Genomic DNA, 19416 nt, shown 5'->3' with positions numbered 1-19416 from the left:
ATCTCCCATAATGCCGCGGGTGCGATTGGGTTCTCCGAGCTCTGGAAGTGCAGTTAAAGCCGGGTTGGCGGAATCTCCGGCATTTGAACAATTGCTTGTGTGGCAGGTGAGCGGCGCCCGGAACAAGTCACAGTCGTGCATGTTTTGCACTCACCAAACGGCATATGGGACACCTTGCGTGGACGAAGATTTCAATGACGCCGGCGAGCAGCTCGCCATGTACATCAACCAGTTAATTGAAGAGTCCGACGACGATGGACGACCGGAAGAACAAGGGTCAGCCGGATCGCAGCAAGATCAACATGCACGAGGCGCATGAGGTGAAATACTGGACCCATCAGCTCGGCGTTTCCCGCGAGCAGCTGCAGGCGGCGGTGGAGAAAGTTGGCAATGCGGCCGCGGCAGTGCGCAAGGAACTGGCGCACTAGAGCCGATGCATCGGACTGGGTGAACAAACAAGAACGGCACCCGATCGGGTGCCGTTCTGCTGTATGGTATATCCCGGCGTCAGATGCCCATGGGAACGCCGTAGTAATCGTTCACCGCGCGGGCCCGCGATGTGTCAGCCCAATTCCAACTATTGTCGTTGCCGTATTTGGGAGCGTTCTCCAGCTGCTGCTGCGTTACGCCAGTGCGATAACCGCCCAATGCGGTGTCATATTTCAGCGACTGCCAGGGCAGGGGATAGTGATCGTCGCCGATGCCGAGAAAGCCGCCAAAGCTGAGCACAGCGTAGGACACCCGGCCACTCTTCTTGTCGATCATCACGCGTTCGATCGATCCGATTTTCTGGTCGTCGGCGCCGAACACTGCGGTGCCTTCGACCTTGTCGCTGCCAATCAGGTTACCTTGTTCACTTGCTTCGATGGGCATGTAGAGCCTCCCTTTTGGTTGTGTCTGGCCAACAGGTAAAAGGGAGAAACGTTCCTACGTCGTTGCCCTGCAAATGTTTTGGGACGCCCAGCGTCGTCAGCGACTGGCCACGAGACGCAGGCGCGGCTTCAGCGTATTTTGCAAGTCGTCAGCAAGCTTGAGGACCCGCGGATCGCTGGAGCGGGCTGCGCAGGTTGAGAACTGATTGACGGAGCGGACAAGAGCCTCGCGTTCCTCGCGCGTACGCGTGACTTGCGGACTCGACAAGCGCAGCACCATCTGGCCAAGGCCGACGAGCAATTCATCGAGCGCCTTGTCGATCTTTGCGATCTGTTCAATCATCGCCATTACTCCACTGCTCGCACGCGTGTCCGTGCGACACCGCGTACATTCATGGAGAGGAAAGCGTCGGCTTTGCGAGCCGTTCCGATAACCGGCCCCTCATGGTGAATGAAACGTGAAGGCGATATGGGGCGCGTTAAGGCTTCACCCGGAGCTAATCGGCGCCTTGTCGCGGGGGAGCGCAGCCAAACGACGCGTATAGGGTGACGGTTTCATTTTGCGATGCGTCACGGGAATCATCTTGTCGCGTCCGTTGTGTTCATCGAAAGCGCGAAGCCGCTCTCTGATGAATTCGGGGTGCGCCGCGTGAAAGGCCTGAAGCTGGCGGGCGAGCTGCGCACGGCGATAGCGAATGGGCATCATGACGCACCTCCGGTCTGGAACCCGAGCGGTGAAATCTTACAGGCCCTGAAACCAACAAAAAAGCTTGGCGTTATTTGGCCGGTGGTGAACAGAAAGGGTATCACATGAAAAAAGCAGCATTGATCCTGGCCACTGTCGCAGCCATCGGCACGACCGCCATGACGGCGCCTGCCGAAGCGCGCGGATGGGGTCGAGGTTGGGGACCGGGTCCCGCAATCGGCTTTGGTATTGCCGCAGGTGCGCTGGCCGCGGGGGCTTATGGTGCGTACGGACCGTACGGATACGGATATGGCCCACGCTATTATGGCTACGGTCCCGGCTACGGCTATTACCGACCGCGCTATTACCGTCCGGCTTACTATGGCGGTTACTATGGTCCCGGCCCCTATGCCTATGGCCCGCGTTACTATCGCAGCTATGGTTATTGGTAGGGGCTGAACAATATCAAGGTCCGGAGCATTCGGGCCTTGTGCGTTGCACTCGCTGTGACTCCCGACCAATAAAAAGCCCGCCAGATAATGGCGGGCTTTTTATTGGTCGCTGCTGCGAGCAGATCGTAGCTAGTGCCGCACGCGGCGCTCCTGACGGGGCGTCACGAACTCGTTCCAGTCGGTGGCCCGTACCTTTTCGATCGTGGTCTCGTAATAGTCTTCACGTTCGCGTTGGAACTTCGCCTGTTTCTCGCGAAATTCTGCCACCCGGCGTTCCATGTCGGCGCGTGCCGCTGAAATTCTTTCTTCGTTCATTCTCTTCTCTTCGTTTCGCTCTCCAAGGAGAGCATCGATGCCGAATGCGGCATCAATCCGATCTTTGCAAGGCGACCGGTGGATAAGTCGCAGCGCGCGACGCTCACGCAAGCTGATATCTCCCGCACCGAATCGCCTGCAAACAAAACCTCGCATCACCGCTGTGAAGCGAGGTTGGATGTTCCAGCGCAGACGTAACGCCGCCGACGCCAAAGGGTTCCGTTATTCAGCACTCTCCAATGCGAGCGCCTGTTCGAAATCCCGCATCCGCGCGTTGACCCAGTCTTCGTCCTGACAACTCAACAGCAGCATTTCTCGTTCTGCCTTGCGGCAGAATTCCGGATCCGGATCGATGCTTTTCCAAAGGTCGATACGTGCCTGCAAATCCATGTCAGTCTCCCTGTTTTCCAGCCGCGTATGCCCCGCCAACCCGGCGATTCCTGTGACGTCCCGATAAAACATTGGCGAATGATGTTCTTCATTTGTTCTAGTTCAGGTCAGCCATTCTGTCCATCGGGATCTCGCTGCGGCAGATTGGAATGCACGGAAATTCTGCAGGGGAATGGTGCGATCCGGGGTCCCGATTTTGATCGCGATGGAGAGTGTCATCGTCATCGGCTATAAGGCCGCTCGCTCGGGGCCTTTTGCTTCGGCGTCTGTCAGGAGAGCTGCATGAGCAAGCAGGCAATGCGCGAAGAGGCCGAGCGTCTGATCCGCGAGACTATGGAGCGCAAGGCGCTGGTGGTGAAGCAGGGCGACACACGGATTATGACGACCTGCGGCAAGTGCGGCGCGGCCAACAAGGTCTCGGCGCCAAAGGGTGTCGCGCGGGTGTCTTTCACCTGCAAGGAGTGCGGTCACGAGCAGGTCACGCTCTGACCCTATGCTGAAACCGGAAATCGGCGCGAAAATTGCTTTGTGTTTCGCGGTGGTCCGGGGCAATAATTGCGGTAACGGCTCGGGGAGAGCTGACTGCAAAAATTGAAGGGCGTGAACGATTACCCTTGGACCGGTGCGTATTTGCTGTGTTGGGGACGACCATGCGTTTTTGGGTTTTGGGAACTTTCGGAATTTCTCTGGTGGCGTTGGCCACACCTTCCGCCGCTCAGTCCATTCGGACAGCTGAACCGCTCATCCTGGCGCCTTACGAGAGCGCGCTGGTCCAGGACGGGTCATGTGCGGCCGGCAAGATCTTGAAGGTCACCGGCGCCATTCGTGGCCTGCGCCGCAAGAAGCTGTGCATCCCGCTCAATGAGATCCAGGCCTCGCTGGGCTCGGTGGTTCAGTAGCCGCTCGCGGCAAGGCTTGCTTTGGCTGGACGACTTTCCAAGATCGCATCAATCGACTGTTAACGTTGGAGCGCGCGCTCGCTTGGGCTGTACGGGCGACGTGTTACCCTGCCGGCATGATCAGTCTCGTCCCAGTCGCCGCCGTGCTGGCGTCCGAACGCGGCGTCCGGCCGGCGCCGGTGATCGATTCCAGTGATGCTTCCCAACGCGACTATTGGGCCTATCGGCTGAGCGTCTCGCCGACCGAATTGAACGCCGCGATCGAAAAGGTCGGCTCGTCGGTTGCCGCCGTGCGGCGACACCTCGGCAAATAACCCGAACCGACAGACCGTCTCCTCACGTTGAAGCCCGCAAGGCGAAAGCCCCGCCGGGGGAGGACGGGGCTTTCTGAAAACAGAGCATCGGGGAAACTGCTCCGGCTTTACAACCGGTCGCGCCCGGAATCGTTCCGCAGCGTTGTTCGGATACGCGTCTGCATGGCTTCGTAGTAGACGTCGCGCTCATGGATCATCTGGGCCTGGCGAGCCTTGAACGAAGCAACGCGCTTGAGGATCTCGGCCCGTTCAGATGGGCCCGAATAGAGCGGATCTTTCCGGACAGGAGATGGCACGTTGATAGGAACTGCAACAGGAATGTCCTGCGAACTACGCTCTGAGGTTTCAATTGCTGCGTTCGCCGCATGTACAATCAGAGCAGGAGCCATCAAACGATCTGCGTCCACGGTGGCAGGCGAGGTGACGGTTTCCGTTGAATCGGACGCATGCGACGGCGCGTGGCTCGGCGGTTGCCAGATGTTCAGTCGCTGGGCCGCGACCGGATGCGCGGCGGCGACCTCCTGTACGAATGCGAGCGTCTGCGCGACCAGTCGGTCACGCTCTTCTTTCCAAGATGCCATGACGCGTTTCCCCAATCCCGCATCCATTCTCTGCGAAGCGTGAGCTCGACGTCAATTGAATTGCATCCATCATGATGTCTTCGGTGGATGATCGCGCTGCCGCGCTTGCGGCGCATGGATGTTACCGCTAGTTCGGAACAAACGGAGATTTCCATGGCCAAGATCGATCTGGACTCACTGAGCATCGAGGAACTTGCGGCACTGCGCGATCATGCATCCGACAAGCTGGCGGAAAAAGTTGCTGCGCGTCAGGCTGAGCTCGAAGCCGAGCTCGATAAGCTCGCGCAGTACGGCAAGTCCGTGAAAAAGTCTCAGGCAACACCAGTGGCAAAGCCGAAGAAGGACGATCCGCCGAAGAGCGAGCTCTCCGCCGATGTCTCGCGGGCTGCATAAAGATTTCGCAAATCGGTATTTAACTACTTAAGGGCGGAGCTCATTTCAGCTTCGCCCCGATATTTGATTTTGATGCGGTGTTTTGACACCGCCCACATTTTATTTAATTGACGCACGCTGGCGCATATTTGCGCGCCTTGGGGAAGGAGTGCGGACGTATTTGATCGGAGCTTATTTATGCCGACCCTTGATATCAAATCTCTTTCGGTTCCCGAACTCCTCGCATTGCGGGAGGATATCGACAAGCAACTGCAAGCGCACCGCGCCGAATTGCAGGCGCAACTCGCACAGATCAGAAGCGTCGACGGCAAAACCAGCCGCGTCAAAGGCATCAAGGTTCCGGCGAAGTATCGCCATCCCAAAACGGGAGAGACCTGGACCGGACGCGGCGGTGTTGCGGGCTGGCTAGCGAAGGAGATCGCAGCCGGCCGCAAGCGGGAAGACTTTTTGATCGACAAGCCCGCAAGGAATGGACGCGCCAAAGCGAAATAGATCCTGGAAACGTGGCGACGAAGCAAAACATGCGTTGATCCCGGCATGGCACCGGATCCCGGTCTGCGGCATTGTCGTCGGATCACTTCCTCTCGGACCTTCCAATGATTGCAACTGACCTTCGCACTGGCGTGGATCGTCTTGGCGAGATGATCGCCGAAGCCAGAACCATCGTGCCGTTCACCGGCGCGGGGATCTCGACCGAAACGGGCATTCCCGATTTCCGTTCGCCTGGTGGTTTGTGGACCCGTAACCAGCCAATTCCGTTCGACGAGTTCGTCGCCAGCCAGGACGCGCGCGATGAAGCCTGGCGCCGGCGCTTTGCGATGGAAGAGACATTCGCTGCCGCCAAGCCTGGTCGCGGGCATCGCGCGCTCGCCTCACTCTACAAGGCCGGCAAGATTCCCGCTGTGATCACCCAAAACATCGACAACCTGCATCAAGCGTCCGGCTTCAAGGCTGATGCTGTGATCGAGCTGCACGGCAATACGACCTATGCGCGCTGCATCGGTTGCGCGAGGCGCTATGAGCTCGATTGGGTGAAGAGCAGATTCGATTCCGAAAGACAGGCGCCAGACTGCACGGTATGCGGCGAGCCCGTGAAGGTTGCGACGATCTCATTCGGTCAGGCGATGCCTGAAGATGAGATGCGTCGCGCAGCTGAGCTATCGCAGCACTGCGATCTGTTCATTGCGATTGGATCGTCACTCGTCGTGTGGCCCGCAGCGGGATTCCCGATGATGGCGAAACATGCCGGTGCACGTCTTGTCATCATCAACAATGAGGCGACCGAGCAGGACGATCACGCTGACCTTGTCATTCGCCATGATATCGGCGAAACGCTCGGACCATTCGTCGGAAATTGATGCGCATCTGATTCGTTTGAGCGCAAGCTGTTCATAGCTGTCACTGTGTTCGTTTTTTGTCTTTGCTGATCAGGCGACAGTGTTATCTTCGAATCGAAAGATTCGCACCGCGCCATCGTGATTAGCTTCGATGGGGCATGTGAGATGGCGCTGACAGGGCTGACAGCGCAAATGATAGTGGGATCCGGGGCCATGGGGTCGGACGCATTTGAGTCCAAGCGGTTGGGGGGACTGATTCCCGGAGCGGGTGGTCCGCGACCAGGGAATGAGCTTTCAGGCAACGCAAGCCGCGACGCACTCGACCCCTTTGCGGGTGTCGGCGAAGGCAACGCCGTCGATCTCGTCGAGATCAGCGGTGTTATCAAGTGGTTCGATGCTTCCAAGGGTTATGGCTTCATCATTCCTGACAATGGCGCAGCCGACGTGCTCCTGCATGTGACCGTGCTTCGCCGCGACGGCTACCAGACGGCCTATGAAGGTGCCCGTGTGGTCGTTGAATGCACCCAGCGGTCCAAGGGCTATCAGGCTTTCCGCGTTGTCTCGATGGACGAGTCGACTGCCATCCATCCCGCGCAGATGTTGCCGCCGCGCACTCATGTCAGCGTGACGCCTACCAGTGGCCTCGAGCGGGCGCAGGTGAAGTGGTTCAACCGGCTGCGTGGCTTCGGCTTCCTCAGCTGCGGCGAAGGCACGCCGGATATCTTCGTCCACATGGAAACCCTGCGCCGCTTCGGCATGACCGAGCTGCGTCCCGGCCAGTATGTGCTGGTGCGCTTCGGGCCCGGCTCCAAGGGCATGATGGCTGCCGAGATCCAGCCCGAAGGCGGTACGCCGGGTCTTTCGTCGCACTAAGCCGTCCACGGTTTTCCAAGTTTCTTGCGGGTTTCCTGCCAGCCTTGCCGTCGAGGGCTATCACGCGGCTGTGCATCAGGACCGTCTGGCGCTGGCACGCGTCGTCAGGCTAGGGTCGCGCCGCCCGGCATCCTGACCGGGCTCTTTGCGTGGATTGCCCTTCATGAGTCTGTTTCGCTTCGCCGCCCGCTGCCGCCTCTCGATGCTGGCGGTGATCGCCGCTCTGGCCCTTGTCGGCCCTCACAAGCCAGCCGCAGCCGCCGAATTCCAGCCGCTCGAAATCGTCACCAAGTCCGGTGTGCGGATGTTCTCCGTCGAAATCGCCAAGACCGACGAGGAGCGGGCGACCGGTCTGATGTATCGCAAGGAGCTCGCGGACGGCCGCGGTATGCTGTTCGACTTCACCCCCGAGCAGCAGATCTCCATGTGGATGAAGAACACCTTTGTTTCACTCGACATGATCTTCATCGGCGGCGACGGTCGGGTGCTCCGGATCGCGGAAAATACCGAGCCACAATCCCTCAAGATCATTTCATCGGGAGGCCCGGCACGGGCTGTTCTCGAAGTGGTCGCCGGCACCGCCAAAAAATATGGAATCGCGCCGGGAGACCAAGTGGTCCATCCGCTGTTCAAGAAGCGCTAAGTCATTGAATATAATGGGGGGATGGTCGGGGCACTAGGATTCGAACCTAGGACCTGCGGTACCCAAAACCGCCGCGCTACCAGGCTGCGCTATACCCCGACGATGCGGTGTCGATACACGCTTAGGCCGGGGGCAGCAAGGCATCTGCCGGCGATTTCTCGCCTGTCCCGCACCATGTTCGACAACGGGTCTATTCTGCGGCTTTCGACGGCGATGCCTGCTGTTCTGACGCTGCGGGAGCAGCCGGCTTCGGCAACGGCTTGTCCTGCTTCTTCGACCACGAGATGTAATAGGCCACGAAGGTCATGATGCCGATGCCGGCGGCGCTGACGAATATTTGCGCCAGCAACGAGCCCGACGACATCATCAGCTGGAAGTGGCCGACGAAGGACAGGAACACGCCGACGCAGAATACGGCGAGCGACTGCTGGCCGCATTTGATGAGCGGCTGAAACACCGGCCACTCCAGGCCTTTCCATTCCTTCGGCACGAAGCGGGTGACGAAGAAGGCGATGATCACGAAATGCAGCACGCGATAGGGCGCGAGGTTGGTCTTGTCGTTTGGATTGAACGCGTCGAACAACCAGTCCGGCATGATCATGTGGCCGGTGTCCGGGAAGCGACCGGCCATGGTCATGACAAGCGAGAACAAGAGATAGGCGATACCGAAATACAGCAGCACCTTGGAGCGGATCACCGAGCGTGACTCGAGCGCGCCGCCGAGCGCGAACCAGGCGCCGAACACGAACAGCAATTGCCAGGTGAACGGGTTGAAGTACCAGACGCCGTAGGGATAGGCGGGCAGATTCCAGCCGAACTGGCGTGCCGCGAAATACAGCGCCAGCGACGCCAGCATCGTCAGATCCGGCTTGCGCAGCATCATCCACAGCACCGGCGGGAACAGGCCCATCAGCACAATATAGAGTGGCAGCACGTCGAGATTGAGCGGCTTGAACTTGAGCAGCAGACCTTGCGTCAGCGTCTGGATCGGATTGTCGACCAGACCGGCAACGTTGAACTCGTTGATGATGTCGGGGTCGTTATAGCGCTGCGCCACATAACCGATGGCGGCGATGTAGATCACGAACAGGATAACGTGGGCGACATAGAGCTGCCAGACCCGCTTGGTGAGGCGTGTAGCGCCGACGATGAAGCCGCGCTCCAGCATCATCTTGGCGTAGACGAAGGACGCCGTGTAGCCGGAGATGAACACGAAAAGGTCGGCCGCGTCGGAGAAGCCATAGTTCCGGGTGGTGACCCAGTTCACCACATTGTCGGGGATGTGATCGAGGTAGATCGCCCAGTTGGCGATACCGCGGAACAGGTCCAACCGCAGGTCGCGGCCTTTGGGGGGAAGGATGGCGTGAATATCCATGGGTGCCGCTTCAGGAGCCCTTCGTGATGCCGAATTGCGAGATCAGATAGACCGCTTCGTGCCCCGATTGTCACGACGCCGTGGAACGAATATACACAATAACGAAGCCGCCAAACGACGGAATCACGGATCAAATTCGTGACAATTGGATATACCAGCCCAGCCGTTTTCACCAATTTGTCGCAGTGTCGCAGCTGACCAAGGCCGATCCCGAGACGCTAATCCCGAGACGAAGGCCCATCCTTAAAAGGCTATCGCATTCCATGACCGCACGTATCTTCAAAGCCCCCAAGAATGCCATGCAGGCAGGCCTCGCCAAGACCAAGGACTGGCAGCTCGATTATGAGCCGGAGCAGGCGCGGGTGATCGAGCCCCTGATGGGCTGGACGTCGTCCGGTGACATGAAGCAGCAGCTGTCCATCCACTTCGACAGCAAGGAAGAGGCGGTCGCCTACTGCGAGCGCGAAGGTATTGCCTATCAGGTGATTGAGCCCAAGGTGCGTGCGCCCCGGACCATCGCCTATGCCGACAATTTTGCATTCCGCCGCTCGGAGCCGTGGTCGCACTGACGACCGGTTTGCGGGCAAATCAGCCCCCGTAACGCTCCAAATCTCACCCTGACCAGCACCGAAAGTTAGGGTTGCGTCCCGCCACGACGGGGTGACACCATCATGGCAGGCCCGTTGCCGGGCCGCCGTGCAAACAAGAAACAGACCCTGCAGGAAACGGAAGCCGATGTCGCTTCGCTCCACGATCGATCCCACCTCGGCCGAGTTCAAACGCAATGTCGATGTGATGAAGGCGCAGGTTGCCGAGCTCAAGGACAAGCTCGGTGCGGTCGCCGGGGGCGGCGGCAAGGCGTCCCGCGCCAAGCACACCGCGCGGGGCAAGATGCTGGCCCGCGAGCGTGTCGATCTGATGATCGATCCCGGCACGGCCTTCCTCGAACTCTCGCCATTGGCCGCCAACGGCCTCTATGGCGGCGATGTCCATTCCGCCAGCGTCATCACTGGCGTCGGCCGAGTGTCGGGCAGGGAGTGCATGATCGTCGCCAATGATGCGACCATCAAGGGCGGCACTTACTATCCGATGACGGTGAAGAAGCATCTGCGCGCGCAGGACATCGCGCGGCAGAACAATCTGCCGTGTATCTATATGGTGGACTCCGGCGGTGCGTTCCTGCCCCAGCAGGACGACATCTTTCCGGATGAGCGCCATTTCGGCCGCATCTTCTACAATCAGGCGCAGATGTCGGCGCAGGGCATTCCGCAGATTGCTGTCGTGATGGGCTCGTGCACTGCCGGCGGCGCCTATATGCCGGCGATGTCCGACGAGAGCATCATCGTGCGCAATCAGGGCACGATCTTCCTCGGCGGTCCGCCGCTGGTGAAGGCCGCAACCGGTGAGGTTGTCACCGCCGAAGAACTTGGCGGCGCGGATGTGCATTCGCGGCAGTCTGGCGTCACCGATCACTACGCACAGAACGATGGTCACGCCATCGGCATCGCGCGAAAAATCGTCGCGACGCTGAAGCCACCACAGCGGGCCACACTGAACATGCAGCCGCCGCGGGATCCCTTATACGCGGCTGAAGAACTCTACGGTGTCATTCCTGCCGACGCGCGCAAACCGTTCGACATGCACGACATCATCGCGCGCATTGTCGACGGCTCCGAATTCGACGAGTTCAAGAAGCTCTACGGCACGACACTGATCTGCGGCTTTGCGTATATCTGGGGTTTCCCGGTCGGCATCATCGCCAACAACGGAATCCTGTTCAGCGAGAGCTCGCTGAAGGGCGCGCATTTCATCGAGCTCTGCTGCCAGCGCAACATCCCGCTGGTGTTCCTGCAGAACATCACCGGCTTCATGGTCGGCAAGAAATACGAAGCCGGCGGCATTGCGCGCGATGGCGCCAAGCTGGTGACAGCCGTCGCCACGGCCAACGTCCCGAAATTCACTGTGGTGGTCGGCGGCTCTTACGGCGCCGGCAATTACGGCATGTGCGGCCGCGCCTACAGCCCGCGCTTTCTGTGGATGTGGCCCAATGCCCGTATCTCGGTGATGGGCGGCGAGCAGGCAGCGATGGTGCTGAGTCAGCTGCGCCGCGACAATATCGAAGCCAAGGGCGGCACCTGGTCGACCGAAGAGGAGGAAGCGTTTCGTAGGCCGACACGCGAACAGTTCGAGACCCAGGGCAGCCCATATTACGCAACGGCGCGCCTCTGGGATGATGGCGTGATCGATCCCGCAGATACGCGCCTGGTGCTCGGACTTGGTTTGTCAGCGTCGGCCAATGCGCCGATCGAGCCGACGCGCTTCGGCCTGTTCAGGATGTGATGATGGCCAAAGCCGAAATCTCAAAAGCTTTATATCGCCGCTTTCGCACGCTCCTGATCGCCAATCGCGGCGAGATAGCCTGCCGCGTCATCCGTACCGCGCGGGCCATGGGCTTGCGCACCGTCGCGGTCTATTCCGAGGCAGATGCCAATGCGCTGCATGTCGCGGAAGCCGACGAGGCCGTGTTGATCGGCCCGGCGCGTGCGCGCGACAGCTATCTCAATATCGAGCGCATTCTCGAAGCTGCAAAGAAGACCGGCGCCGAGGCGATCCATCCCGGCTACGGCTTTCTCTCCGAGAGCGCCGAGTTCGCGCAGGCTTGTGCCGATGCCGGCCTGATCTTCGTTGGACCTACTGCGGAGATGATCACTGCGATGGGCTCGAAGTCGGGCTCCAAGGCGCTGATGGAGAAGGCTGGCGTGCCGCTGGTGCCGGGCTTTCATGGCGAAGCGCAGGACGACGCGACATTGGCCAAGGCAGCCGACAAGATCGGCTTCCCGGTTCTGGTGAAGGCCTCAGCGGGCGGCGGCGGGCGTGGCATGCGCGTGGTGCGCTCGGCTGTTGAACTGGCTCCGGCCATCGTCAGCGCCAAACGCGAAGCCAAAGCAGCATTCGGCGACGACCGCATGCTGATCGAGAAGTATGTCGACAATCCCCGCCACATCGAGGTGCAGATCGTCGGCGACAGCCACGGCAATCTGGTCTCGCTGTTCGAGCGCGAATGTACGTTGCAGCGACGGCATCAGAAGGTGATCGAAGAGGCGCCGTCGCCGACGTTGAACGGCGCGCAGCGTGAGGCGGTTTGCGCGGCTGCACGCAAGGCCGCAGGCGCGGTGAACTATGTCGGCGCCGGCACTATCGAATTCGTCTCTGACGGTAAGGACGTGTTCTTCATTGAGATGAACACGCGCCTGCAGGTCGAGCATCCCGTCACTGAACTGATCACCGGCGTTGATCTGGTCGAATGGCAGCTCCGCGTGGCGTTCGGCGAAAAGCTGCCGCTGTCGCAGGACCAGATCAAACTCAACGGCCACGCCATCGAGGCGCGGGTGTACGCCGAGAACCCGCACAAGAATTTCATGCCGTCGGTGGGCAGGATCCGCACCTGGCGCACGCCCGCTGAGACGAACGGCTTGCGCATTGATGCTGGCTATCGCGAGGGCGATGCGGTGTCGCCGAACTACGACGCCATGCTCGCCAAGGTGATCGCCTGGGCGCCGACGCGCGATGCGGCGATCAACCGGCTCAATCGTGGGCTGGAAGAAACCGATATTCGCGGCATCGTCACCAACACGCCGTTCCTGTCGGCGCTTGTGACGCATCCGGATGTGCGCGCCAACACCATCGACACCGGCTTTATCGAGCGTGAATTGAAAGTGCTGACGCCGGACTCGGCGGCGCCTGGCGATCTCGAACTATGCGCGGCCGTCGCCGCCATCGTCTCGAACGAAGCGCAGGCAGCACGGGCTGCCGGTACCTCGCCCTGGCTGACGGCTGGCTGGATGCCGGTCGGGCGTCGCCAGCGGGTGTTCAAATTCAAGCATGGTTCGGACGAGCAGCGCGTGACGTTGAATTACGGCAGCGGTCCTGCAACGATTTCGATCGGCACTCGCGAACTGGGGTTTGAGACGGCTGCGGCCGATGATGGGCATTTCGATCTGACACTGGACGGAGCACGCTCGCACATCGTTTCGGTGATCGAGGGCCACGAACTCTACCTGCGTACGCGTCACGGCCGCTTCGACATGCATTGGGTCGATCCGTTCGGCGGCGACGATGAAGAGCAAGTCGGCGAGGACAAGATCGTTGCGCCGTTGCCCGGCACCGTGGTGGCGCTGCTGGCCGAGGAGGGCACGACCCTTGAGAAGGGCGCTGCTATCCTGACCTTGGAAGTCATGAAGATGGAGCAGACCCTGCGCGCGCCGTTCGCCGGCGTGCTCAAGCGCATCAAGTGCAAGGTTGGCGATATCGTTGGAGAAGGCGTCGAGCTTGCGGAAGTCGAGCCGAGCGCCTGATCCTCTGAAAGACACGTGAGATTGAAATTGGCATGAGTGATCTGGTTCGTATCGTCGAGGTCGGTCCGCGCGACGGTTTGCAGAATGAAAAGACGCCGGTGTCGGTCGAAGACCGCATTGCCTTCGTGAAGGCGTTGGTCGGGGCTGGCCTGCATACGGTTGAGGTCGGCTCGTTCGTGTCACCCAAGGCGATCCCCAAAATGATGGGTTCGGATCAGGTATTTCTCGGCCTGCGCGATTTGCCCGGTGAATTCCATGTGCTGGTGCCGAACGAGAAGGGCTATGAGGGCGCGAAGGCGGTCGGCGCGAAAGTCATCGCGGTGTTCGCCTCGGCCTCGGAAGGCTTTTCGCGTGCCAACATCAATTGCTCGGTCGCCGAATCCATCGAGCGCTTCAAGCCGGTGATCGAGCGCGCCAAGGCCGACGGCATCCGCGTGCGGGGTTACGTGTCCTGCGTTCTCGGTTGTCCCTATGATGGCGACGTCGCGCCGCAGGCGGTCGTCGATGTCTCGAAGACGCTGTTTGATCTCGGCTGCTACGAAGTCTCACTCGGCGACACGATCGGTGTCGGGACGCCGTCGAAGGCGCGGCAGATGCTGCGCGCCGTTGCTGGCTCGGTTCCCATGCCAAAGCTCGCTATGCACTTCCACGACACTTATGGTCAGGCGCTGGCCAATCTCTATGCCGGGATGGAAGAAGGCTGTCGCGTTGTCGACAGCGCTGCCGGCGGTCTCGGCGGCTGCCCCTATGCGCCTGGTGCGACCGGCAATGTCGGCACCGAAGATGTGGTCTACATGCTGGAAGGCATGGGGATTGCGACGGGCGTCGATATGAACAAGCTGCTCGCTGCAACCAACACCATCAGTGCTCTGATCGGCCGCCCGCCGGTCAGCCGTGTCGCTTCGGCACTCAACGCGAAGACGCGCTGAGAGCCAGCTGGCGGACGACAGAATAGGTCAGGCCGGGACATCCAGCGCGAGCTTGAGGAGGTTCGCGGTGAGCGGCGTCTTGGCGACGTAGTCCTTCCACGCCGTGTCGCGCGCGATATCGCGCCACTTGCCGACGGTCGCAGCGTCGAGCGCGCTGACCTTGGCACCGACCTTCTCATAGACCCTGGACACTTCGACATCGTCCTGCTGCGCGCCCGCCTTGCCGAAGGCTTCCATCTCGGCGCCGACCGAGACCAGAATATCCTGGTGTGCTTTCGGCAACTTGTCGAACACAGCCTTGGACATCATCAGCGGCTCAAGCATGAACCAGTAGGACGCACCCGCGCCGGAGGTCAGATGCTTGGCGACTTCGCTCAGCTTGAATGAGATGAGGCTGGTCGATGAGGTGATGCCGGCATCGCAGGCGCCGCTCTTCATTGCTGCGTAAATTTCGTTGGACGGCATTGAGAGCACGCGCGCGCCGGCAGTCTGCAGCATCATGTTCATCTCGCGCGAACCGCCGCGTACCGTGAGCCCCTTGGCGTCCTCGGGGACAATCAGCGGGCGCGAGCGGCTAGCCACGCCGCCGGCCTGCCAGACCCAGGTCAGCAGCATGATGCCCTTGTCGGCGAGAATGTCGCTCAGTGCCTTGCCGATCGGCAAGTTCTTCCAGCGCAGGCCCTGATCGTAGGTCGAGACCAGACCGGGCATCAGGCCGATATTCGCCTCCGGCAATTCATTGCCGGCATAGGGCAAGGGATAAAGGCTGAGATCGAGAGTCCCTTTGCGCATGGCGGAAAATTGCGCATCCGCCTTGATCAGCGACGAATCCGGATAAACCTCGGCAACAAGGTCGCCGCCACTCTGCTTGGCAATGGCGGCTGCGAAAGTGCGGACCAGACGGTCGCGGAAGTCGCCGTTGTCGATGCTGCCGCCGGGAAACTGGTGCGAAATCTTCAGTGTAGTCGCTGCCTGCGCCGTACCGACACCGCAACGGAGGATCGCAGGCACGGCGAGGGCCGATCCAAGGATGTGGCGGCGAGTCAGCATGCGTAACTCCTGAAAGTGTTCGTCTGGTGCCGGGCGGGACAAAATGCGCCCGCGTCCTGTTGCTCCGTCACCGCGCGTCCCTTCGTTTATACAATCCGAACCGGCGGGCAAGTGATGTTGCGTCGCACGCAATGGCTATCGGATGCATCATCAAGACTTTTTTGATGCGACGTAACAAACCGCGACCTCCGTACGTCTGGTTCATAGCGACAGACGTCGCGCTTCAGAAATGGATCCGAGGAAAAACATCATGACCATCTCCACCAGGTTTGCGCTCGGCGTGTCCGCCGCGCTCGTCTCGCTCAGCCTCGCGCTGGCACCTGCTGCGTTCGCTCAGGACAAGATGAGCAAGGATGACGGCATGAAAAAGGACACTATGTCGAAGGGCGACGGTATGAAGAAGGATGCCATGTCTCACGACGGTATGAAGAAGGACGATGGCATGAAGAAAGACGGCATGATGAAGAAGGAAGACGGAATGATGAAGAAGTAACGTCTTCACACGCATCGCTGTGACGGGCCCGTCCGCGCGACGGGCTTGTCATGTTGCGCTGCTCGTTGCTGGACCTGAAAACTCGGCATAGCCTCCGCGCACAAGAAAATGCCTGGGAGGCCATGATGAAAAAAGAACGACGCGTCGTCGTTGCGGCGACTTGTCTGATCGCAGCAACACTGTTTCCAAGCGTGACGACATGGAGCGCTACCGATGAGATGGGCTTCGTGCGCATCAATCAGGGCGAGGAAGTCTGGAAGAACCCGTTCGGTGTTGGCGTCGAAGTCGCGACACTTTACGGAGATCCCTCAAAGCAAGGCATCTATGTTCTGCGGATCAAGTGGCCGCCCGGCATCATGAGCAAGCCGCACAAGCATCCGGAAGATCGTCACGTCGTGGTGCTGTCGGGCACCTGGTACACCGGCACGGGCGAAGCCTTCGTGCCCGAGAAATCGATCCCGATGAAGACCGGCGGCTACATGGTGCATCCCGCTGGCGCGGTGCATTGGGACGGCACACGGGAAGAGGGCGCCGTGATTCAGATCACCGGCTACGGCCCGAGCGGCAACAATTTCGTCAAACCCGACGAGCCGCAATTCGGCAAAACGAACTGACCTCGGACAATCAATTCAGGCAGCGTGCCATCAGATGATGGCACGCTGATCTCGTGCTTATTTACGCTTCTTGCGGGCGGCGTAGCGGGCGTCGCGGGCAGCTTTCTGCTGGGCTTCCAGCGCGGCCTGGGCAAGCGCGGCTTCTTCCTTCTCGCGCGCAGCCTGGACTAGAGCAGCGGCGGCTTCCTCGGCTTCGCGGGCTTTCTGGACGGCCTTCTCAGCGTCGCGGATGGCCTTGGCTTCCGCGCGTGCGACGGCAGCGGCTTCGCGCTCGGCGGCGCGCGCCTTCACGGCAGGATCATCGGGCCCCGGTGCTGCCTTGAATTTGTTCAGAATGTTCTTCTTGGCTTCGATCGCAGCCTTCTGGCGATCCGCGAAGCTGGGTTCCTTAAATGACATGAACGAGGCCTTGTCGCTTTCTTTGGTTTGGGGTGGGTCATCGTCGGGTGCGGCAGCCGGGCAAACACCCAGGCAATGGCCGAAACTCCGCTGCGGTTTACAGCCGACAGCGCGGCAACGCATCAACTATCTGCGATTTACGGCAATCTTACGCATGATTTGCCGGCAAGGAGGCCTGCGCGAGGCTGGGGCGGAGCTTGCGCCGGGGTGATCCGCGTATATCCGCAAATCCCGGGAATCGGGCATGTTTTGGTCATCCGGCGATTTGGAGCGCGCGGAGCAGGCCGCCCTGCGCGGCGCGAGGACTGACATGGATGCCCAGAAGACAGCCGTCGATGCCGTGGTCATTCTGACCGGCTGTGATCGCGACATGGTGACCCACTTCATTCGCGGCCTGTATCTGGCGGGCGTTCGCGACCCCAAGCGACTGACTTTCAAAGGGCTGCAATTCGCAGCAGAAGCAGGCGCTTAGCAACATTTGTAGCCAAAATGGCCATGTTGCGGCTTTGCAGCGGCCGTGGTGCTGCCTTGAACCTGCGGTGCCCTCCGGCTGACTGATCAGGAACTTTCCGCGAAACGCGGAGTTCCTGTCGCCATCGGGAGTTATCCATGCAAGCAGCCATCGATCGCGTCATCCGCTCGTTCAGCTTCAAACATCCGCCCTCCCTCGCAGAGCCGATGTCGGACAGTCGCTCGATCCAGGCAAGCGATGAGGCGACAGAGTTGGCGACCCGGTTGCTTGAAAATTACAAGGGTCAGCTGGCCCGACGCAGCTCCAAGCCTGACTGAGGACCGATTCAAGCATCCTCATTGACCGATCTTCATGGATCGCGGCTTCGGGATTCGGCATTGCCAGGACTTGCGTTGCGGTGCGATGACGGGGCATGACTGCGCCGCTCGCAGACCCAACCATCCAGGAGACATGATGCGAAACTCCCAGCGTGCCGTTAGAGCCACGGCCGTCGCGCTCAGCGCGGCCATGATCGTGGCCGTGTCCGACGTCTCCCTTTCTTCCGCCATGGCGCAAGCGCCTCAAAAACAAGCGCCTCAGAAAATGGCGCCAGCCGCAGGAAAAACCATGACCACAGCTTCAGGCCTCCAGATCGAAGACACCACCGTTGGCACCGGCGCAACGCCGGCCAAGGGACAGACCTGCGTGATGCATTACACCGGCTGGCTCTATGAGAACGGCGTCAAGGGCAAGAAATTCGACTCGTCAGTCGATCGCAACGAGCCGTTCGAATTCCCGATCGGCATGTCGCGTGTCATCAAGGGCTGGGACGAAGGCGTCGCGACCATGAAGGTCGGCGGCAAGCGCACGCTGATCATTCCGCCGGATCTCGGCTATGGCGCGCGTGGTGCTGGCGGCGTGATCCCGCCAAATGCGACGTTGATCTTCGACGTCGAACTGCTCGGCGTCAAATAAGCCCGATTAAACGACCTATGCTTGCGCGATCCTGCGCAGCAACGTCCGTGACGCTTCCTCGCCGGCATAGATGTCGGCGAGGGGCGCTGCCTTCGCGATGAAGGGGGCCTTGTCCGGCGTGACAAATGTCACGCCCATCGCTTCGACCTGCAGGCGCGTTTGCGCCTCGAATGCGGTCCACAGCTTGTTCATGTGATGATAGGACAGGGCGGCGGCTTCGCGGATGATCTCCCGCTGCTTCGGCGTCATGCTGTTGAGCCGGCCGGCGCCTACCAGCAGTACATCCGGGATCATGGTGTGTTCGTCGAACGAGTAGTGCGACGCGACTTCGGCATGTTTGCCGACGATCAGCGCCACCACGCTGTTCTCCGCGCCATCAACGAGTCCCGACTTCAGCGCGACATAGACATTGCTCCATGACAGTTCGATGCCTTCGGCACCGAACAGCTGCATCAGCTTGACCATCGTCTCAGACGGCTGGATGCGGATCTTCATGCCCTTGAGATCGTCGGGATGCAGAATCGGTTTTCGGCCATAGAAGCTGCGCGCGCCGGCATCGTAGAAGGTCAGGCCGGTGAGACCCGCCGATGTGGTTGAGGCCAGAACGTCGCTGCCGATCTCGTTACTCGTCACTTTCAGCCAATGGGAGCGATCGCGGAACGTGAAAGGCAGGTTGAGAACCTTGTAGGCAGGATGGAAGCGCTCGAGCACGCTGGCGCTGACTTTCAGGAAATCCAGTTTGCCGGCCTGCACCTGCGACAGCAGGTCGACTTCCTGACCGAGCTGCCCGTCCGCAAACAGCGCGATGTCGAGTTCGCCCTGCGAACGCTCGCGCGCCAGGTCGGCAAAGTGCTGCATGGCCGGATGGACGGGATGGCTGGTCGGAAGACTATGGGCGAGGCGCATCTTCAGCGGTTCGGCGCGCAGGACTGCAGGGCAGGCGATCGCCATTCCCGCAGTCAGCAAAAGTCGGCGCCGAGAAAGCATTGTCTGCCCCGTGTCCTGGCTGGAATCTGATGCA

Annotated in this window: 29 protein-coding genes and 1 tRNA gene; 19 read left to right on the top strand and 11 right to left on the bottom strand. The window is 60.4% G+C overall.

The window, feature by feature from the left end; translation table 11 throughout:
- Positions 1 to 254 precede the first annotated feature (254 nt).
- Positions 255 to 428 (top strand): DUF3606 domain-containing protein, encoded by a 174-nt coding sequence (locus AB8A50_RS06450; RefSeq protein WP_081422012.1) that lies wholly within the window; start codon positions 255 to 257, stop codon positions 426 to 428.
- Positions 429 to 507: 79 nt separating this feature from the next.
- Here AB8A50_RS06450 and AB8A50_RS06445 read toward each other — a convergent pair whose 3' ends face one another.
- The 3 genes from AB8A50_RS06445 to AB8A50_RS06435 form a co-directional block, all read right to left on the bottom strand.
- Positions 508 to 873, bottom strand: a complete 366-nt coding sequence (locus AB8A50_RS06445) for a PRC-barrel domain-containing protein (protein ID WP_089264240.1) — start codon at positions 871 to 873, stop codon at positions 508 to 510.
- Between the two features lie 96 nt (positions 874 to 969).
- Complete coding sequence (locus tag AB8A50_RS06440) at positions 970 to 1215, bottom strand: hypothetical protein (RefSeq protein ID WP_092143281.1); 246 nt, start codon at positions 1213 to 1215, stop codon at positions 970 to 972.
- Positions 1216 to 1359: 144 nt separating this feature from the next.
- Positions 1360 to 1578, bottom strand: a complete 219-nt coding sequence (locus AB8A50_RS06435; protein WP_115028836.1) for a hypothetical protein — start codon at positions 1576 to 1578, stop codon at positions 1360 to 1362.
- A gap of 104 nt (positions 1579 to 1682) precedes the next feature.
- Here AB8A50_RS06435 and AB8A50_RS06430 point away from each other — a divergent pair, with 104 nt between their 5' ends.
- Complete coding sequence (locus tag AB8A50_RS06430) at positions 1683 to 2009, top strand: hypothetical protein (RefSeq protein WP_089264243.1); 327 nt, start codon at positions 1683 to 1685, stop codon at positions 2007 to 2009.
- A 129-nt stretch (positions 2010 to 2138) separates the two neighbouring features.
- On the opposite strand, the gene AB8A50_RS06425 is transcribed toward AB8A50_RS06430, so the two are convergent.
- Both AB8A50_RS06425 and AB8A50_RS06420 read right to left on the bottom strand, forming a co-directional pair.
- Complete coding sequence (locus AB8A50_RS06425) at positions 2139 to 2435, bottom strand: hypothetical protein (RefSeq protein ID WP_439077194.1); 297 nt, start codon at positions 2433 to 2435, stop codon at positions 2139 to 2141.
- Between the two features lie 111 nt (positions 2436 to 2546).
- Entirely contained in the window at positions 2547 to 2714 is a 168-nt protein-coding gene (locus tag AB8A50_RS06420) for a hypothetical protein (protein ID WP_158550333.1), read from the bottom strand.
- A 282-nt stretch (positions 2715 to 2996) separates the two neighbouring features.
- Between AB8A50_RS06420 and AB8A50_RS06415 the strand changes: the two genes are divergently transcribed.
- The 3 genes from AB8A50_RS06415 to AB8A50_RS06405 all read left to right on the top strand — a co-directional run bounded on the left by AB8A50_RS06415 (position 2997) and on the right by AB8A50_RS06405 (position 3927).
- Positions 2997 to 3203 (top strand): hypothetical protein, encoded by a 207-nt coding sequence (locus tag AB8A50_RS06415; protein WP_089264246.1) that lies wholly within the window; start codon positions 2997 to 2999, stop codon positions 3201 to 3203.
- Positions 3204 to 3364: 161 nt separating this feature from the next.
- Entirely contained in the window at positions 3365 to 3613 is a 249-nt protein-coding gene (locus AB8A50_RS06410) for a DUF6719 family protein (RefSeq protein ID WP_139212548.1), read from the top strand.
- 116 nt (positions 3614 to 3729) lie between these two features.
- Positions 3730 to 3927 carry a DUF3606 domain-containing protein gene (locus AB8A50_RS06405; RefSeq protein ID WP_068736505.1) on the top strand — a complete coding sequence of 66 codons (198 nt, stop codon included), beginning with the start codon at positions 3730 to 3732 and terminating at the stop codon, positions 3925 to 3927.
- A 107-nt stretch (positions 3928 to 4034) separates the two neighbouring features.
- Here the strand turns inward: AB8A50_RS06405 and AB8A50_RS06400 are convergent, their stop codons facing one another.
- Positions 4035 to 4523: a hypothetical protein gene (locus AB8A50_RS06400; RefSeq protein WP_439077193.1), complete on the bottom strand. Its 489-nt coding sequence runs from the start codon at positions 4521 to 4523 to the stop codon at positions 4035 to 4037.
- 138 nt (positions 4524 to 4661) lie between these two features.
- Between AB8A50_RS06400 and AB8A50_RS06395 the strand changes: the two genes are divergently transcribed.
- From AB8A50_RS06395 to AB8A50_RS06375, 5 genes are all read left to right on the top strand, one after another.
- A complete protein-coding gene (locus AB8A50_RS06395; protein ID WP_439077192.1) occupies positions 4662 to 4901 on the top strand; it encodes a hypothetical protein in 240 nt (79 codons plus the stop codon).
- Between the two features lie 177 nt (positions 4902 to 5078).
- The gene (locus tag AB8A50_RS06390; protein WP_068736501.1) at positions 5079 to 5393 is read left to right on the top strand and encodes an H-NS histone family protein; all 315 of its coding nucleotides are present in this window, start codon (positions 5079 to 5081) and stop codon (positions 5391 to 5393) included.
- 104 nt (positions 5394 to 5497) lie between these two features.
- A complete protein-coding gene (locus AB8A50_RS06385) occupies positions 5498 to 6259 on the top strand; it encodes an SIR2 family NAD-dependent protein deacylase (protein WP_439077191.1) in 762 nt (253 codons plus the stop codon).
- A 192-nt stretch (positions 6260 to 6451) separates the two neighbouring features.
- Positions 6452 to 7111, top strand: a complete 660-nt coding sequence (locus AB8A50_RS06380) for a cold-shock protein (RefSeq protein ID WP_170849667.1) — start codon at positions 6452 to 6454, stop codon at positions 7109 to 7111.
- A 202-nt stretch (positions 7112 to 7313) separates the two neighbouring features.
- A complete protein-coding gene (locus AB8A50_RS06375) occupies positions 7314 to 7754 on the top strand; it encodes a DUF192 domain-containing protein (RefSeq protein WP_439079926.1) in 441 nt (146 codons plus the stop codon).
- Between the two features lie 22 nt (positions 7755 to 7776).
- On the opposite strand, the gene AB8A50_RS06370 is transcribed toward AB8A50_RS06375, so the two are convergent.
- A tRNA-Pro gene (locus AB8A50_RS06370) sits at positions 7777 to 7853 on the bottom strand.
- Positions 7854 to 7944: 91 nt separating this feature from the next.
- The gene (locus tag AB8A50_RS06365) at positions 7945 to 9129 is read right to left on the bottom strand and encodes an OpgC domain-containing protein (RefSeq protein ID WP_439077190.1); all 1185 of its coding nucleotides are present in this window, start codon (positions 9127 to 9129) and stop codon (positions 7945 to 7947) included.
- 263 nt (positions 9130 to 9392) lie between these two features.
- Here AB8A50_RS06365 and AB8A50_RS06360 point away from each other — a divergent pair, with 263 nt between their 5' ends.
- The 4 genes from AB8A50_RS06360 (at position 9393) to AB8A50_RS06345 (ending at position 14413) form a co-directional block, all read left to right on the top strand.
- Positions 9393 to 9698, top strand: coding sequence for an ETC complex I subunit (locus AB8A50_RS06360; protein WP_089264254.1), 306 nt, complete (start codon positions 9393 to 9395; stop codon positions 9696 to 9698).
- A gap of 166 nt (positions 9699 to 9864) precedes the next feature.
- Complete coding sequence (locus tag AB8A50_RS06355) at positions 9865 to 11469, top strand: carboxyl transferase domain-containing protein (RefSeq protein ID WP_439077189.1); 1605 nt, start codon at positions 9865 to 9867, stop codon at positions 11467 to 11469.
- 2 nt (positions 11470 to 11471) lie between these two features.
- Positions 11472 to 13484, top strand: coding sequence for an acetyl/propionyl/methylcrotonyl-CoA carboxylase subunit alpha (locus AB8A50_RS06350; RefSeq protein WP_439077188.1), 2013 nt, complete (start codon positions 11472 to 11474; stop codon positions 13482 to 13484).
- A 32-nt stretch (positions 13485 to 13516) separates the two neighbouring features.
- The gene (locus tag AB8A50_RS06345; protein ID WP_439077187.1) at positions 13517 to 14413 is read left to right on the top strand and encodes a hydroxymethylglutaryl-CoA lyase; all 897 of its coding nucleotides are present in this window, start codon (positions 13517 to 13519) and stop codon (positions 14411 to 14413) included.
- Between the two features lie 27 nt (positions 14414 to 14440).
- Here AB8A50_RS06345 and dctP read toward each other — a convergent pair whose 3' ends face one another.
- Positions 14441 to 15463 (bottom strand): TRAP transporter substrate-binding protein DctP, encoded by a 1023-nt coding sequence (gene dctP, locus AB8A50_RS06340; protein WP_439077186.1) that lies wholly within the window; start codon positions 15461 to 15463, stop codon positions 14441 to 14443.
- Between the two features lie 250 nt (positions 15464 to 15713).
- Here dctP and AB8A50_RS06335 point away from each other — a divergent pair, with 250 nt between their 5' ends.
- Both AB8A50_RS06335 and AB8A50_RS06330 read left to right on the top strand, forming a co-directional pair.
- A complete protein-coding gene (locus tag AB8A50_RS06335) occupies positions 15714 to 15956 on the top strand; it encodes a pentapeptide MXKDX repeat protein (RefSeq protein WP_309946173.1) in 243 nt (80 codons plus the stop codon).
- Between the two features lie 125 nt (positions 15957 to 16081).
- Positions 16082 to 16570, top strand: a complete 489-nt coding sequence (locus AB8A50_RS06330) for a cupin domain-containing protein (RefSeq protein ID WP_175368972.1) — start codon at positions 16082 to 16084, stop codon at positions 16568 to 16570.
- Between the two features lie 57 nt (positions 16571 to 16627).
- Here AB8A50_RS06330 and AB8A50_RS06325 read toward each other — a convergent pair whose 3' ends face one another.
- Positions 16628 to 16969 (bottom strand): DUF6481 family protein, encoded by a 342-nt coding sequence (locus tag AB8A50_RS06325; protein WP_093758522.1) that lies wholly within the window; start codon positions 16967 to 16969, stop codon positions 16628 to 16630.
- Positions 16970 to 17213: 244 nt separating this feature from the next.
- Between AB8A50_RS06325 and AB8A50_RS06320 the strand changes: the two genes are divergently transcribed.
- The 3 genes from AB8A50_RS06320 (at position 17214) to AB8A50_RS06310 (ending at position 18395) form a co-directional block, all read left to right on the top strand.
- A complete protein-coding gene (locus AB8A50_RS06320; RefSeq protein ID WP_439080062.1) occupies positions 17214 to 17441 on the top strand; it encodes a hypothetical protein in 228 nt (75 codons plus the stop codon).
- Positions 17442 to 17578: 137 nt separating this feature from the next.
- Positions 17579 to 17758: a hypothetical protein gene (locus AB8A50_RS06315; protein WP_439077185.1), complete on the top strand. Its 180-nt coding sequence runs from the start codon at positions 17579 to 17581 to the stop codon at positions 17756 to 17758.
- Between the two features lie 136 nt (positions 17759 to 17894).
- On the top strand, positions 17895 to 18395 hold the full coding sequence (locus AB8A50_RS06310) for an FKBP-type peptidyl-prolyl cis-trans isomerase (protein WP_244558298.1): 501 nt from the start codon (positions 17895 to 17897) through the stop codon (positions 18393 to 18395).
- 15 nt (positions 18396 to 18410) lie between these two features.
- On the opposite strand, the gene AB8A50_RS06305 is transcribed toward AB8A50_RS06310, so the two are convergent.
- On the bottom strand, positions 18411 to 19346 hold the full coding sequence (locus tag AB8A50_RS06305; RefSeq protein ID WP_439077184.1) for a TRAP transporter substrate-binding protein: 936 nt from the start codon (positions 19344 to 19346) through the stop codon (positions 18411 to 18413).
- Between the last annotated feature and the right edge of the window lie 70 nt (positions 19347 to 19416).

This window comes from Tardiphaga sp. 841_E9_N1_2 (assembly GCF_051811065.1).
Classification (GTDB): Bacteria; Pseudomonadota; Alphaproteobacteria; order Rhizobiales; family Xanthobacteraceae; genus Tardiphaga; species Tardiphaga robiniae.
The sequence above is the reverse complement of the archived record's forward strand: the minus strand, read 5'-3'. Positions and strand labels throughout refer to the sequence as shown.

What these genes read in the sequence shown, in the direction of transcription:
- AB8A50_RS06405 (WP_068736505.1), top strand. Translation starts at nt 3,730, where the DNA reads ATGATCAGTCTCGTCCCAGTCGCCGCCGTGCTGGCGTCCGAACGCGGC.
- AB8A50_RS06445 (WP_089264240.1), bottom strand. Translation starts at nt 873, where the DNA reads ATGCCCATCGAAGCAAGTGAACAAGGTAACCTGATTGGCAGCGACAAG.
- AB8A50_RS06380 (WP_170849667.1), top strand. Translation starts at nt 6,452, where the DNA reads ATGGGGTCGGACGCATTTGAGTCCAAGCGGTTGGGGGGACTGATTCCC.
- AB8A50_RS06430 (WP_089264243.1), top strand. Translation starts at nt 1,683, where the DNA reads ATGAAAAAAGCAGCATTGATCCTGGCCACTGTCGCAGCCATCGGCACG.
- AB8A50_RS06315 (WP_439077185.1), top strand. Translation starts at nt 17,579, where the DNA reads ATGCAAGCAGCCATCGATCGCGTCATCCGCTCGTTCAGCTTCAAACAT.
- AB8A50_RS06360 (WP_089264254.1), top strand. Translation starts at nt 9,393, where the DNA reads ATGACCGCACGTATCTTCAAAGCCCCCAAGAATGCCATGCAGGCAGGC.
- AB8A50_RS06390 (WP_068736501.1), top strand. Translation starts at nt 5,079, where the DNA reads ATGCCGACCCTTGATATCAAATCTCTTTCGGTTCCCGAACTCCTCGCA.
- AB8A50_RS06435 (WP_115028836.1), bottom strand. Translation starts at nt 1,578, where the DNA reads ATGATGCCCATTCGCTATCGCCGTGCGCAGCTCGCCCGCCAGCTTCAG.
- AB8A50_RS06440 (WP_092143281.1), bottom strand. Translation starts at nt 1,215, where the DNA reads ATGATTGAACAGATCGCAAAGATCGACAAGGCGCTCGATGAATTGCTC.
- AB8A50_RS06355 (WP_439077189.1), top strand. Translation starts at nt 9,865, where the DNA reads ATGTCGCTTCGCTCCACGATCGATCCCACCTCGGCCGAGTTCAAACGC.
- AB8A50_RS06410 (WP_139212548.1), top strand. Translation starts at nt 3,365, where the DNA reads ATGCGTTTTTGGGTTTTGGGAACTTTCGGAATTTCTCTGGTGGCGTTG.
- AB8A50_RS06335 (WP_309946173.1), top strand. Translation starts at nt 15,714, where the DNA reads ATGACCATCTCCACCAGGTTTGCGCTCGGCGTGTCCGCCGCGCTCGTC.
- AB8A50_RS06310 (WP_244558298.1), top strand. Translation starts at nt 17,895, where the DNA reads ATGCGAAACTCCCAGCGTGCCGTTAGAGCCACGGCCGTCGCGCTCAGC.
- AB8A50_RS06395 (WP_439077192.1), top strand. Translation starts at nt 4,662, where the DNA reads ATGGCCAAGATCGATCTGGACTCACTGAGCATCGAGGAACTTGCGGCA.
- AB8A50_RS06385 (WP_439077191.1), top strand. Translation starts at nt 5,498, where the DNA reads ATGATTGCAACTGACCTTCGCACTGGCGTGGATCGTCTTGGCGAGATG.
- AB8A50_RS06305 (WP_439077184.1), bottom strand. Translation starts at nt 19,346, where the DNA reads ATGGCGATCGCCTGCCCTGCAGTCCTGCGCGCCGAACCGCTGAAGATG.
- AB8A50_RS06420 (WP_158550333.1), bottom strand. Translation starts at nt 2,714, where the DNA reads ATGGATTTGCAGGCACGTATCGACCTTTGGAAAAGCATCGATCCGGAT.
- AB8A50_RS06365 (WP_439077190.1), bottom strand. Translation starts at nt 9,129, where the DNA reads ATGGATATTCACGCCATCCTTCCCCCCAAAGGCCGCGACCTGCGGTTG.
- AB8A50_RS06415 (WP_089264246.1), top strand. Translation starts at nt 2,997, where the DNA reads ATGAGCAAGCAGGCAATGCGCGAAGAGGCCGAGCGTCTGATCCGCGAG.
- AB8A50_RS06350 (WP_439077188.1), top strand. Translation starts at nt 11,472, where the DNA reads ATGGCCAAAGCCGAAATCTCAAAAGCTTTATATCGCCGCTTTCGCACG.
- AB8A50_RS06330 (WP_175368972.1), top strand. Translation starts at nt 16,082, where the DNA reads ATGAAAAAAGAACGACGCGTCGTCGTTGCGGCGACTTGTCTGATCGCA.
- AB8A50_RS06450 (WP_081422012.1), top strand. Translation starts at nt 255, where the DNA reads ATGGACGACCGGAAGAACAAGGGTCAGCCGGATCGCAGCAAGATCAAC.
- AB8A50_RS06320 (WP_439080062.1), top strand. Translation starts at nt 17,214, where the DNA reads ATGTTTTGGTCATCCGGCGATTTGGAGCGCGCGGAGCAGGCCGCCCTG.
- dctP (WP_439077186.1), bottom strand. Translation starts at nt 15,463, where the DNA reads ATGCTGACTCGCCGCCACATCCTTGGATCGGCCCTCGCCGTGCCTGCG.
- AB8A50_RS06345 (WP_439077187.1), top strand. Translation starts at nt 13,517, where the DNA reads ATGAGTGATCTGGTTCGTATCGTCGAGGTCGGTCCGCGCGACGGTTTG.
- AB8A50_RS06325 (WP_093758522.1), bottom strand. Translation starts at nt 16,969, where the DNA reads ATGTCATTTAAGGAACCCAGCTTCGCGGATCGCCAGAAGGCTGCGATC.
- AB8A50_RS06375 (WP_439079926.1), top strand. Translation starts at nt 7,314, where the DNA reads ATGCTGGCGGTGATCGCCGCTCTGGCCCTTGTCGGCCCTCACAAGCCA.